This is a genomic window from Algoriphagus marinus, assembly GCF_001936475.1.
In the GTDB taxonomy this organism is placed as follows: Bacteria; Bacteroidota; Bacteroidia; order Cytophagales; family Cyclobacteriaceae; genus Algoriphagus; species Algoriphagus marinus.
This window is the reverse complement of the sequence record NZ_MSPQ01000003.1, coordinates 40312-53186: the sequence shown is the minus strand read 5'-3', so window position 1 is coordinate 53186 and position 12875 is coordinate 40312. Positions and strand designations below refer to the sequence as shown.

Here is a 12875-nt window from a genome sequence, read left to right as displayed (position 1 = left end):
GACTAAGAAACTACTAGGGCTTATGATCAGAGACGATCAAATTCGTTTTAATCCTGTTCCGTTTGAACAAAAATCTTCAGTCGGCAACAGAGTAATAAAGAATCAATAATAATACCAAAGGAATAATTGGAGTGGATTTAATGAAATTAAAGCTCCAAAACGATCTGATTATTTATCAAATCTTTAAATTCTTCTCTTTTTCTAATCAAGTGAGCTTTTTCTTTCCAAACCAAAACCTCTGCGGGCCTTAGTCTTGAATTATAATTTGAGGCCATGCTAAACCCATAAGCCCCTGCATTTTTGATGACAATCAAATCTCCAGTTTTCACTTCACCAATAAGTCGGTCGGCAGCTAAGGTGTCTGTCTCACATATATATCCAACTACATTATAAGGCTTTAGCTTGCCTTCGGGATTACTTAAATTATAAACCCCATGGTAAGCATCGTATAGCATTGGACGAATTAAGTGATTCAAGCCTGAATCCACTCCAATAAAAGTAAGTTGGGGAGTCTGCTTCACTACATTGGTTTTTACTATGAGATAGCCAGCCTCACTTACCAGAAACTTTCCTGGCTCCAACCAAAGCTCTAATTCTCTTCCATACTTTTTGCAAAATTCCTGAAAAGCTTCTGTGACTTTCTTCCCTACCTGAAAAACGTCTGTTGCTATATCATCTGGCTTATAACCTACTTTGAAGCCTCCTCCGAAGTCTAGGAATTTTAGATCCGGAAACTTCATTGCAGCATCAAAAAGCACATTCCCGCCACGAAGAAAAACCTCAGCATCCAATATATCCGAACCTGTATGGACATGCAGACCAGTGATTAGCATTCCATATTGGGACACAATATTCAAAATTTCATCAAGCTGGTGGATCGATATTCCAAACTTACTATGGATATGTCCTACAGAGATTTTGGCGTTTCCACCTGCCATGATATGAGGATTGATTCTGATGCAAACTGGGACTGAATTCCCATAAGTTTGGCCGAATTGGGCCAAAACGGGGAGGTTGTCCAGATTGATCGTTACGCCTAAATCCACCGCTTCCTGAACTTCTTCAAACCCCACACAGTTAGGCGTATACATGATCTCGGTAGGAAGAAATCCTGCCAACAAGCCTAAGCGGACTTCTTCGATCGATACTGCATCTACTCCTGCGCCGGCAGACTTGACAACCTTTAAAATCGATATATTCGAAAGCGCTTTGGTGGCATATTTAATCTTCAGCATCACTCCTGAAAAGGCATCTTGCAAAGCTTGAATTTGACTAGTAATCTTATCCCCATCGTAAACAAAGACGGGGGTTCCGAACTGTTCTGCGATAGATTGAAGGGTTACACCTTGAATTTCTGTAGGATCCTGAGGAGTTGGCATGGTTTGAAATTTGCGTGCAAAGATACGCAAAACCAAAAAAAAGGAGGCATTACCCCCCTTTTTTCAAATTTTAAAATGTAATTAAGAAACCTGACGTAAATAAGAATATTCCTTCCGGGAAGTCAATCTACACCAAGAAAATACTCCAAGAATCGCAGTTAAATATTGTTAAGCATCTGTAGCTGCCTTTATATAAAATTAAATTTGTTTGATGTCTAAGCGTAATATCATCTTAATCATAGTACTCATGTCCCTTTCCAGCTTTGGGCTGATTGGGTTTCAATACTATTGGGTGACCAATGCGATCAGTATCAATCGTGAACGATTTGATCAAAATGTACTTCAGGCACTTACCAGTACTGTCGAGGATTTGGAAAAGGCACAGACAAGAAATACAATTCTGAGTACAATCATGCAGGATTCTGTATTTCAGGAATCAGTCTTTCAAAAAATCGAACCTATTGGATACCAAATCAGCAGGAGACCGGTAAATAGAGGGCGGCCATCCTTGATCGATACTATTTTCAAAGGCACTGCCCCGGAAGTCAGCCCTACATTTCGGAGAATTCTGGAATCACAAGGTGTAAATATCAATATTCTTGAAGAATTAGAGCGGTTTTTCGCTTACATGACCCCTGAGCAGGCTTCCAAGCTTTTCACTCCCGATGAAATGCAGATTCTTTTACAGGAGAAAGAACGGCAGTATAAGTACCTATCTGAATTGGAAAAAAGTCAAAACGAACTTCTAAATTCCAAGCGTGCAAGTTTCCCTCAGGTGATAACGGAAATCGATCTTTCTGAGGATGCTTTTGACAAAATCCGAAAAGCAAATCTTAAAATTGATATTGCAAATCAAACTTTTGATGAAATCATGGCAGGGCAAAAGGCAATTCTCGATCGTTTGGACACCACTGAGGTGAGAAAAATAATCAAAGGTCATTTGTTAGAAAAAGGAATCTTAGAAAGTTTTGAAATCGGGTTATTGAAAGACGATGGACTGTTTCTGCCAATTGGTCCTGTGGAGCAACAATTCATCTTGGTCCAGCAAGGGATTCAGGCAAAGCTTTTTCCAAATGATATTGTTGGTAAAAACAATTACCTCTATATCTATTTCCCAGAAAAGGGAAGTTATGTTATCCGGCAAGTTTGGCTACCTCTTTCCAGTTCCTTGGTTTTCATCGGAGTGATTATCTTTTGTTTCATCTATGCAATCAAAGTTATTATTCGTCAAAAGGCTCTTTCTGATACGAAAAATGATTTTATCAATAACATGACCCACGAGTTCAAAACACCACTTGCCACGGTGAGTCTAGCTGTGGAGGCGCTTCAAGATCCCGAACTCTCTTCTCAGGACAAATTCCGTTCAAGGTATTTGGGTATTATTAAGGATGAAAATAAAAGGCTTGTAGCTCAGGTAGAAAACGTTCTACAGGCAGCTGCGTTGGATAAAAAAGATTTCAAACTGAAAATCGAAACCTTGAATCTATCGGAGATTCTGGAATCAACAGTGGATCATTTTGGACTCTTAATTGAAAAACGAGGCGGAAAAATAACCTTTAACAATCAGCTCAGTAATCCGATCATTGAAGGTGATGCATTTCATCTCAGTCATATATTCAACAATCTTTTGGATAACGCGAATAAGTATTCTCCAGAAAAACCTGCTATAGATATTTTGGCAGAGGATTCGACGGATGAATTTATCATCAAAATTCAGGATCACGGGATCGGAATGAGTAAGGATTCTCAACGGAAAATTTTTGATAAATTCTATCGTGTGCCCACGGGCAATATACACGATGTTAAAGGTTTTGGGCTGGGATTATCCTATGTCAAAACAATGTTAGAAGCTCATAGAGGCACTATTTCTGTCTCCAGTGAGCTCGGAAAAGGAAGCACATTTACCATTCACTTACCTAAAAAACAATGAGTAAAGCCAAACTATTGGTCGTAGAAGATGACCCAAACTTAGGAGATATCCTGAAGGAATATCTTGAAATGAAAGGATATGAACCCACTCTTTGTAGAGATGGAGAAGAGGGCTGGAACAAGTTTAAAAAAGATAAATTCGATCTTTGTCTTTTGGATATTATGATGCCAAAGAAAGACGGATTTACACTTGCCAAAGAAATCAAAAAGGTACAGGAAAACCTTCCTATTCTATTTTTGTCTGCTAAAAACCAAAAAGATGATATCATCGAAGGATTGAAAATCGGTGCAGATGACTACATCACCAAACCATTCAGTATGGAGGAATTGCTTCTCCGGGTGAATGCGATTTTGAAGCGGACTAAAAAAAGTGATGATATTTCTCCATTGAAAGTTTACAGTTTTGGAGATTTTGTCCTCCACTACGATGAACAAATGCTCGAAGGTCCGAAAGGCAAGCACAAATTGACTTCCAAGGAAAATGAGCTTATCAGGATTTTAGCTGCAGAGATCAATAAGCTGGTAAACAGAAGTCACGCACTCAAACAGATCTGGGGAGACGACAGCTATTTCAATGCCCGGAGCATGGATGTCTATTTGAGTAAAATCAGAAAGCTGCTGAAAGACGATCCAAAAGTCCAGATTATCACCATTCACGGTGAAGGATTCAAATTAATTGTAAGTGAAGAGTAATGAGAAAGGGCGGTTTGGAACCGCCCTTTCTATTTTTAATTCGATTCGATAGGTTCTTCGATCAGTTCGGCACCAATTCCATTTCCTTTAGGGAAGGTTACTTTTTCAGGAGTTATTGTCACCCCTTTTGCAGGATCATGCGATAGTAGCATAGCACCATCCATATCGACATAATCCAGAAGTGCGGCAATATGGGCAATCGCTGTAATACCAACAGAAGATTCTGTCATACAACCTACCATCGTTTTCATACCAAGCGATTTTGCTTCTTTAATCATTCGAAGTCCCGGAGTAATTCCACCCGCTTTCACCAATTTAATATTGACAGCGTGGAAAAGTCCGTGACATTTTTTGACATCTGATTCCACAATACAACTTTCATCTGCCATGACCGGAAGTTTACTTTCTGCGTAGACCTTCCGCATTCCCTCCAGATCATCTTTTCCAAGCGGCTGCTCCATAAATTCTACTCCAAGCTTACTGAGTTCGGCAGAGTAAGCGATTGCTTGATCTGCAGTCCAGGCACAGTTTGCATCAATTCTAAAAACCGCATCGGTATGTTTTCGAAGTTCTTTAATGATCTCGAGATCATTTTCAGTACCCAGCTTGATTTTGTAAATCGGCCAGTCCACCTCTTTCATTTTTGACACCATTTTTTCAATTGTATCAATACCAATAGTAAAATTAGTCAGAGGGATATTGGCTGGATTCAGCTCAAGAAGTTCATAAAGTTTCTTTCCCTTTTGCTTCGCAAAAAGGTCCCAGGCAGCCATGTCTAAAGCACACTGTGCAAATGGATTGTTTTTGAAAACCTCTTTTCCAAGTTCCCATAGCCTTTCTGGAGTTTTCCAATTTCCTCTCTCTACAATTGGTCTGATTTCTTCCAGACATTCAATCATATTGGCTATCGTCATCCCATAAAAAGGGTTGGTCGTAGATTCTCCCAAGCCGTAAAAACTTGCATCTTCCAATTTCACGATCAATGTATCCTGCACATCACGACTTTGATGGGCAATGGTGAAGGTGTGTTTCAGCGGAAGATCTTTTACAAAATAAGATAACTTGATAGCCATAAATACTGATTTTAGATCAAAATTAAGGGGTTTTTTATTCTAAGTTGCCTAGATTTACAAATAATTGATTGAAATAATAAAGATTTATGAAATCTACTTCCAGAACTCTATTTAGCATTTTTTTGCTGTTTTTACTTCAAATTTCTGGGTGCAAAACAGCAATCCCAGAAGACTTTGAGCCCCTATCAATTGAATCCTTGAGTGAAGCCCAGGAGCAATATCTTGAAAAGGCTATCACGAATAGAAGGTTCAAGCATGCCGATCTACAGCCTTTGATTCAAAAACATGCTGATATCTTTCAAATAGAAAAGCTTGGCGAATCGATTGAAGGTAGAAGCATTTCCTCTTTGGACTGGGGAAATGGTCAGACCAAAGTGATGCTTTGGTCCCAAATGCACGGCAACGAAAGTACGGCCACCATGTCTCTTTTTGATTTGTTCAATTTTCTGAAAGCAAGTGGAGATGAATATGACGAGTTGCGAGCACTTTTGAAGAATCAACTTCAAATCAAATTCATTCCAATGATCAACCCGGATGGCGCAGAAGCTTTCAAACGAAGAAACGCACTGGATATAGACCTCAATCGCGATGCGATCTCCCAGATTTCTCCGGAGGCTCAAATTCTAAAAAATGCCAGAGATAAATTCGAACCTGAGTTTGGATTTAATCTTCATGATCAGCAGATCTATTACAATGTTCACAACACGCCAAAACAAGCCACTATTTCTGTTTTGGCTCCTGCCTACAACGAAGCTACGGAAATCAATGATGTGCGAAAAAGAGCAATGCAGACCATAGCGGGTATGAATGAAGTGCTACAACAGATCATACCTGGCCAAGTAGGCAAATACGATGACGAATTTGAGCCGAGAGCATTTGGAGACAATATTCAAAAATGGGGCACAAGCACCATTCTAATCGAGTCTGGAGGATATACTAACGATCCTGAGAAGCAATACATCCGAAAATTGAATTTCATGATCATCCTGAATGCGCTTCATCAGATTGCAACCAAAGGCTATGAGCAATATACTACCGAGCAATATTTTGCCATTGGGGATAATGATCTCCAACTGATGGATTTGATCTTAAATGAAGTTTTGGTTCCAGTAGGAGAAAAGGTATATCCAGTTGATCTTGCCATTAGAAGACGGGATATCACTTCTGGTGAGAGCTACTATATGACTTCATCTGTAGAGGACCTAGGCGATATGCAAGTATACTTTGGAATAGAAACTCTTGATGCTACCGGTTTGAAATATATGGAAGGCAAAGTATATGAAACGGAATTTGAGAACTTCGATGCACTTAATGGGGAAAAAGCAATGGACTTGCTTAGGAAAGGATACCTAGCAGTAAAAGTTAAGAATGCTTCAAAAAACGAGTTGCATGGACTCCCTATTCTCGTTTTGAAAAGTACTGAAGAATACCCATCCGGCTGGATGACAGGTGCTACTCCTAATTTCTTTCTAGCAAAAGAGGACAAATTGAAGTATGCCGTTGTCAATGGCTACTTAATCGATCTGGATAATCCAAAATCTCAAGAATTTAAGCAAAGAGTACTCTGAATAAGTATTGGTTAAGACTTCTTAAAACCCGCTTTTCGGCGGGTTTTTTGTTACCTAGCCTATGAATTCTTATTTTCAGTAAACCAATCTATGCTTTTATGAAGAAGAACATTCCAGCAATACTTTTTGCACTAGCGATAGTAATTGCAGCTTTTATTTTGGGAAATGCAGTCATCAATCGAAATCGTCCTCAGGGCACAATCAACGTGACTGGCTTGGGCGAAAGCAATTTTACCTCGGATCTGATCGTCTGGGAAGGAAATTTTAGCCGAGAAAGCCGAGATCTCAAAACAGCTTATGCAGATTTGGAATCTGATAAAAAGGCAGTAACAACTTATCTGAAATCAAAAGGAATCCCAGAGGATCAACTGATCTTCAATGCCGTATCCACTAATCCCCAATATCAGCAAAACTATTCCAACGATGGGAGATATCTGGGACAGACTTTCACCGGTTACCAACTTAATCAATCACTAAAAATAGAATCCAAAGAGGTAGAAAAAGTAGAGAAAATCTCAAGGGAAATCACGGAACTTCTCAACCAAGGGATCACATTCTATTCCCAAAACCCACGCTACTATTATACCGAACTTGAATCTCTCAAATTGGAAATGATTGCAAAAGCAACGGAGGATGCCACCATCAGAGCGGAGCGAATCGCAGAAAATTCAAAAGGTAGTCTTGGCGATTTAATTTCTGCAAATATGGGAATCTTCCAAATCACCGGTCAAAATTCCGGTGAAGATTACTCTTGGGGAGGCACTTTCAATACCGCTGATAAAAACAAAACTGCTTCAATCACCATGAAGTTGATCTTTGAAGTGGACTAATAAGGGTCATTTTGCTATCGGTAGTTTTGCAGGGTCAACTTTCTGGAATTAAACAAAATAAAAGGTTTTGACTTTTAAGAGTGTGAAAGCTCTACTATTCTACATCCCACTTATGATTTCATTAATGCTCTATGATTTTTCTCAAAATTCTTCCAAATCCGACTGGCAGATTGTCGATGATGTGGTGATGGGAGGAAGGTCGGTTGGTAATTTTTCCATCAATGAAGCAGGAAATGGCCTATTTGAAGGGAAAGTTTCGCTAGAAAATAATGGAGGATTCTCTTCGCTTCGACACGATCTCAATACTAAGGTTGGAAATAATACCAAAGTGAAAATCACCATAAAAGGAGACGGTAAAAGTTATCAGTTTCGAATCAAATCAAGCCCATACGATAGACATTCTTACATTTCCGAGTTCCAGACGAATGGGGATTGGCAAGAAATTGTGATTCCATTATCTGGGATGTATCCTGCATTCCGAGGGAGGAAATTGGCGATTCCAAATTTCAATTCCGATCAAATAAGCGAACTTGCCTTTCTGATCGGAAACAAAAAACCTGAAACCTTCCGGTTGGAAATCTCCAAAATCGAACTGATTTAGGTATAGGTTTCCTACCATGAAAAACTCTGAACAAAATAAAAGCCTCCACCCTAATAATCTTCATCAAGGTCGCTACGATCTGGCCTCTCTTTCTGAAACTTTGCCAGAGTTAGCTCCTCATGTTTTTCAAAATGAACATGGAAATTTAAGTTTGGATTTTGCTGATTCTACGGCAGTTAAACTACTCAATCGGGCGCTGTTAATCCATTTTTATGGAGTCAAATTCTGGGACATTCCAGATGGGTTTCTTTGTCCTCCAATCCCGGGACGCGCGGACTACATTCATTATGCTGCTGATTTATTAACACAAAGTAATTCAGGAAAACCCATAAAGGGATCCAAAATACAGATTTTGGATATTGGTTGTGGAGCGAATTTGATCTATCCTATTTTAGCAAATTCAATATACGGTTGGAAAGTTGTCGGGTCTGAATTGAATCCAAAAGCCATCGAATCCGCGAGGAGAATATTAGAAGAAAACTCTCTTCTACATGGCAAAATCGAGTTAATGGCTCAAACTGATTCAAATCATATCTTCCAAAACATCATTCAAAATGAGGTCTATTTTGATTTGACGATTTGCAACCCTCCTTTTCATGATTCTGCCCAATCAGCATCCGAAGGAAGCATGCGTAAACTTAAAAATCTCCGGCAAAAGCCGATAGAAAAATTAGCCCTAAACTTTGGAGGTCAGGCCTCCGAACTTTGGTGTCCCGGAGGTGAATTAGAGTTTATTCGAAAGATGATTTTGGAAAGTATCAGCTTTCGGAATCAGGTATTTTGGTTCACTTCATTAGTTTCAAAATCTGAAAATCTCAAGGCCATTGAAGAATCCCTACGGAAAGTTGGTGTGGTAGATTTCAAAATTATCCCAATGGCTCAAGGCAATAAGAAAAGTAGGTTTGTAGCGTGGACTTTTCTTAGCCCAAAGCAACAAGACGTTTGGCGAAAATTCCGATGGGCATAAAAAAAGCAGGCTATTCGGCCTGCTTTTTTTTATTATTGGAAATCCAATTAGGAATTAAGCGTGTATTCTACGCTGATTTCCATCTTTAAAGCTTGAGAGATAGGGCAGTTTAGCTCCGCATCTTTGACTAATTCAGCAAATTTTTCTTCAGTGACGCCTGCCACTTTGGCTTTTAGTACGAGGTGTGACTTTTTCAAAGTTCCCTCTTCGAAAGTAATATTAGAGGTTACATCCAATTCTTCCGGAGTCAAGCCCTCAGCGCTAAGATTAAAGCTCAATTTCATCGCAAAACAACCCGCATGCGCTGCAGCGATTAGTTCTTCCGGATTGGTGCCTACACCATCCTCAAACCTCGTGTTGAAAGAATATTGAGTTTTATTGAGCACATTGCTCGCTGTGGTCAGATGACCTTTTCCTTCTTTACCAGTGCCATTCCAAACGGCTGTTGCTTTTCTGATCATTAGTTTAAAATTTAGGGTTAAAAGTTATGTTTTTCTAAGTCTCAAAATGAGCTTAAAGTTCCAAGAAATCACATTTCTCCACAGATCTTCACTGATTATTGCAAAGACTTGCCTCACGCATGACAGAGCTTTCTGACTATTCAGCAGGTTAAAAATCAGATCTCTGTGATTCTGTTACCTCTTCCAAACTTACCTGTTTGGCTACAGGAAGTGGTGCTGGAACTTTTTTTCCAGATAATTCCTGAAAAACTTCCAGATATTGCTCCGTCACATAATCCCAATTATATTTTTCAGTTAGACCTGAGCGCGCTTCTTTTCGGAGTTCATTCATTTGAGTTGGGTTTTTCTCCGCTTTCCCGACGATCTCTGCTACCGCTTTTACTTTCTTATCGAAATACCAACCATGCTTTCCATTTTGTAACATCTCCTGATTAAAAGGAGTATCCAATGCCAAAATTGCACAGCCGTAACCCATGGCCTTGAGCATAGCTGGATTAGTGCCTCCATATTCATGGCCATGAAAATATGCATAAGAATGAATATAGAACGAAGCCAACTCATCAGGATCCTTAACATATCCCGTAAATAAAATTCTCGGATCTTGAATTTTCTTCAACTCATTAGCCCATTCATCCTCAAAGGGTTGGTCTCCAACAATCACCAATTTACGATTTGAACTAGATTTTAAAAATCCGTCTATGATCAAATCGGCATTGTTATCGGGAACTAGTCTCCCTACAATTAAAAAGTATGATTCCGTGGTCAATCCCCACTTCTCGATAAATTTACTTTCTGCACTTTCACGTGGATTCGCCCCATAGGCAATTACCTTAGAATCTGCGTTAAACAATTCCAAGTATACACGACGCATCTCTTCTGAGTCATTGATGACTTGGTCATATAACTTAGTGGCCATTCTAGATGCCCAAAGAAAATACTTGGAACCGGCACCTTTCCATTTTGGACGAAGCCACTCTAACCCGTCAACGTTAATTACTGTAGGTTTACCAAAGAGTCTTGAAATTAGTCCGAAAGGCCCATTTCCACTATTGACCACAAAAATCACATCCACATCCGAAAAGCAGGCGTGAACCATTGAAAAAAAACTGTGAGTCAATTGAGTCAGGCTTTTCTTCTCAATCGCAGGAGTGTAGATGCATTCAATGCCTTTTACATACCGAGGTTTGTCTTTAAAAAGTGCCCGATGATTATATACTCTCACCGAAACCCCGCGTGTGACTAGCCGCTCTCCAAGTTCTCGGATCAAGGTATCATAGCCTCCGTACACATACGGATAGCCTTTGGCTCCCATAATAGCGACTTTTAGTTTTTTCTCATTTGTCGCCATAAGTGATTTTTGATTTTTTCTTCGAAAGCTTCCAAGCTATATTCATGAAGTACCCTGTTGCGAGCTGCATTTCCCATTTCAATCCGCAAAGCTACATTTTTAATTAGTTTGTCTAAAGCTTCTGCTCCCTTTTTCACATCTCCGACCGAAACTAATAAGCCAGTCTTCTCATGAATGACCATTTCGGAAGCTCCTCCCGAGCGTGTAGCAACTACTGGTTTCCCGGAAGCCATAGCCTCCAAAATTACCGTAGGAAATGAATCAGGAAGAATCGAAGGCAAAACAAAAATATCTGTTGCAGCTAGAATCTCCGGAATATCTTTCCTGAAACCCAAATAGCTTACTGATTTCTGAAGTTGAGTTTTTTCTATCTTTTGTATGATTTCCTGTTCTATCCCCTCATAGCCAGGAAAAGGATCCCCTACTAACATAAAGTGAAGCTGAGGAAATCTATTGACCAAAATTTCAGCCATTTCCAAAAAGAAAAGTTGCCCCTTCCCAGGATTAATTCGGCCCACCATCGTGATGACTAGCTCGTTTTTGTCAATTCCTAGATTCTTTTTTGCATTCGGAAATTCAATCAAATAGGGTTCGTACGGAATCCCGTTATAAATGACTTCAGGTCTAGCTTTTTTTAATTTGCCTTTCCAATGATCTCCCACAGCTTGGGAAACTACGATAGGCTCAGCAGTACTTACATCAAGCATTTTTGCCAACATACTCACCAATGGTGATGGTCCTAGTAGAATCTCATGAATATGCCAAATGTGAGGAATCCTCCTTCTTCTTGCCCACCAAGCACCGACCACAACAGCAAGTGTATTGGAATAAACGAGCTGGAAATTAAACTCTCGGTGAAGTTGATTTAAATAGCTGTACGCCTGAATATTTTTGCTAAGTCGATTGATCAGCCCACTCGGTCTGACATATTTTCTCCGCAGAATTCCCAAATTTTTGATTCGAACAATATATCCCTCTTCTATCAAAAGTTCAGCAAGAGGACCGGGGCCAGTAAGCAAAATGACAGGAATTAAGCCCTCTGATCGATATACCTGAAGCACTTGATGGATGATCTTCCCCGAGCCATAGAGCTCAGAGGAGGACTGCAATACCAATACATGTCGAGATTCAATCATTTGACTTGAAGTATACGCCGATGATTCCAGATCGATTAAAAGGGACAGCTAATACCTCTAGCAATATTGCTACTGGCAAGACCAATCCTATACCTAAAAGTAATCCAACTGTTTTTTTTCGTTTCAATCGCAAAACGAGATTGTCTCGAAACCCAAAAATACTCATAACCGATTGGACCATTCCCATCAATCCCAGATGAATCGAAAACCTACGGTCTGCTTTTTTTGAAAATCCAATTTTTGCCATTTCAGTACATAGAACATCCTCACTCCAATGCGTCAAGTGCTTTGGAATATCCCAATGCATCCAATATTTACCGGAAATTTTCGCCTGCCAGGAATTAGCACGAGGCACCTCAATATAGACCAAACCATCTTTCGCAAGATTCGAATCAAGCAACTCATTTAGAAGTAATACCGGCTGAGGCAGATGCTCTAATACGTGATTCAGAGTGATAAAATCAAATGGTGCTCCTTCAACTTTTCCTTGGGAATAAAACTCACGAATGACTTTTACTTGATAAAACTCGCTTGCAAAATCAGCTCTTGCAGCTGCAGTTTCAATACCTGTTCCTATCCATCCACTTTCTTTAGCAACCCATAAAAATTGCCCTTTCCCTGAACCAAAGTCCAAAAGTTTGGAAGCTCGGGGTAAAAGATTTTTAGCAATTGAAAGGATTTTCCGTGCTTCTGAAAAGATGATTCGCTCAAAAATCGACTTACGATTATCTACTACCTGATAAACTTCGTCCTGATATAACTCTTCAGATTCTATTGAATTGGATACATAAGTCCAACCTACCTTACAATTGCTACAAGTACAGATTTCGAATTCCTCTAAAGGATCAGTTGGAATCGAATTACAAACTGGACAGGTGATTTGCCGCATG

The 12875-nt window shown here is 39.6% G+C and carries 12 protein-coding genes; 6 read left to right on the top strand and 6 right to left on the bottom strand.

Annotated features, from left to right (window positions below; all coding sequences use genetic code 11):
- Window positions 1–146: 146 nt before the first annotated feature.
- On the bottom strand, window positions 147–1379 hold the full coding sequence (gene lysA / locus BVC88_RS06985; RefSeq protein WP_075349952.1) for a diaminopimelate decarboxylase: 1233 nt from the start codon (window positions 1377–1379) through the stop codon (window positions 147–149).
- 211 nt (window positions 1380–1590) lie between these two features.
- Between lysA and BVC88_RS06980 the strand changes: the two genes are divergently transcribed.
- Window positions 1591–3309, top strand: a complete 1719-nt coding sequence (locus BVC88_RS06980) for a sensor histidine kinase (RefSeq protein WP_075349951.1) — start codon at window positions 1591–1593, stop codon at window positions 3307–3309.
- Window positions 3306–4001, top strand: a complete 696-nt coding sequence (locus tag BVC88_RS06975; RefSeq protein WP_075349950.1) for a response regulator transcription factor — start codon at window positions 3306–3308, stop codon at window positions 3999–4001. Before BVC88_RS06980 ends, BVC88_RS06975 begins: the two co-directional genes overlap by 4 nt.
- Window positions 4002–4036: 35 nt before the next feature.
- Here the strand turns inward: BVC88_RS06975 and BVC88_RS06970 are convergent, their stop codons facing one another.
- Window positions 4037–5068, bottom strand: coding sequence for a dipeptide epimerase (locus tag BVC88_RS06970; protein ID WP_075350169.1), 1032 nt, complete (start codon window positions 5066–5068; stop codon window positions 4037–4039).
- Window positions 5069–5271: 203 nt separating this feature from the next.
- Between BVC88_RS06970 and BVC88_RS06965 the strand changes: the two genes are divergently transcribed.
- From BVC88_RS06965 to rlmF, 4 genes are all read left to right on the top strand, one after another.
- Window positions 5272–6642 carry a M14 family zinc carboxypeptidase gene (locus BVC88_RS06965; protein ID WP_245803612.1) on the top strand — a complete coding sequence of 457 codons (1371 nt, stop codon included), beginning with the start codon at window positions 5272–5274 and terminating at the stop codon, window positions 6640–6642.
- 98 nt (window positions 6643–6740) lie between these two features.
- A complete protein-coding gene (locus tag BVC88_RS06960) occupies window positions 6741–7472 on the top strand; it encodes an SIMPL domain-containing protein (protein WP_075349948.1) in 732 nt (243 codons plus the stop codon).
- An 82-nt stretch (window positions 7473–7554) separates the two neighbouring features.
- Window positions 7555–8073, top strand: coding sequence for a CIA30 family protein (locus tag BVC88_RS06955; RefSeq protein WP_245803611.1), 519 nt, complete (start codon window positions 7555–7557; stop codon window positions 8071–8073).
- A 16-nt stretch (window positions 8074–8089) separates the two neighbouring features.
- Complete coding sequence (gene rlmF, locus BVC88_RS06950) at window positions 8090–9040, top strand: 23S rRNA (adenine(1618)-N(6))-methyltransferase RlmF (protein ID WP_075349946.1); 951 nt, start codon at window positions 8090–8092, stop codon at window positions 9038–9040.
- Window positions 9041–9087: 47 nt separating this feature from the next.
- Here the strand turns inward: rlmF and BVC88_RS06945 are convergent, their stop codons facing one another.
- From BVC88_RS06945 to BVC88_RS06930, 4 genes are all read right to left on the bottom strand, one after another.
- On the bottom strand, window positions 9088–9501 hold the full coding sequence (locus BVC88_RS06945) for an OsmC family protein (RefSeq protein WP_075349945.1): 414 nt from the start codon (window positions 9499–9501) through the stop codon (window positions 9088–9090).
- Between the two features lie 148 nt (window positions 9502–9649).
- Entirely contained in the window at window positions 9650–10849 is a 1200-nt protein-coding gene (locus BVC88_RS06940) for a glycosyltransferase (RefSeq protein ID WP_075350168.1), read from the bottom strand.
- A complete protein-coding gene (locus BVC88_RS06935) occupies window positions 10825–11985 on the bottom strand; it encodes a glycosyltransferase family 4 protein (protein ID WP_075349944.1) in 1161 nt (386 codons plus the stop codon). The genes BVC88_RS06940 and BVC88_RS06935 overlap by 25 nt, the downstream gene beginning before the upstream one ends.
- Complete coding sequence (locus BVC88_RS06930; protein WP_075349943.1) at window positions 11978–12874, bottom strand: class I SAM-dependent methyltransferase; 897 nt, start codon at window positions 12872–12874, stop codon at window positions 11978–11980. The genes BVC88_RS06935 and BVC88_RS06930 overlap by 8 nt, the downstream gene beginning before the upstream one ends.
- Window position 12875: the final 1 nt, after the last annotated feature.

What these genes read in the sequence shown, in the direction of transcription:
- BVC88_RS06930 (WP_075349943.1), bottom strand. Translation starts at nt 12,874, where the DNA reads ATGCGGCAAATCACCTGTCCAGTTTGTAATTCGATTCCAACTGATCCT.
- BVC88_RS06945 (WP_075349945.1), bottom strand. Translation starts at nt 9,501, where the DNA reads ATGATCAGAAAAGCAACAGCCGTTTGGAATGGCACTGGTAAAGAAGGA.
- BVC88_RS06980 (WP_075349951.1), top strand. Translation starts at nt 1,591, where the DNA reads ATGTCTAAGCGTAATATCATCTTAATCATAGTACTCATGTCCCTTTCC.
- lysA (WP_075349952.1), bottom strand. Translation starts at nt 1,379, where the DNA reads ATGCCAACTCCTCAGGATCCTACAGAAATTCAAGGTGTAACCCTTCAA.
- BVC88_RS06975 (WP_075349950.1), top strand. Translation starts at nt 3,306, where the DNA reads ATGAGTAAAGCCAAACTATTGGTCGTAGAAGATGACCCAAACTTAGGA.
- BVC88_RS06960 (WP_075349948.1), top strand. Translation starts at nt 6,741, where the DNA reads ATGAAGAAGAACATTCCAGCAATACTTTTTGCACTAGCGATAGTAATT.
- BVC88_RS06940 (WP_075350168.1), bottom strand. Translation starts at nt 10,849, where the DNA reads ATGGCGACAAATGAGAAAAAACTAAAAGTCGCTATTATGGGAGCCAAA.
- BVC88_RS06935 (WP_075349944.1), bottom strand. Translation starts at nt 11,985, where the DNA reads ATGATTGAATCTCGACATGTATTGGTATTGCAGTCCTCCTCTGAGCTC.
- rlmF (WP_075349946.1), top strand. Translation starts at nt 8,090, where the DNA reads ATGAAAAACTCTGAACAAAATAAAAGCCTCCACCCTAATAATCTTCAT.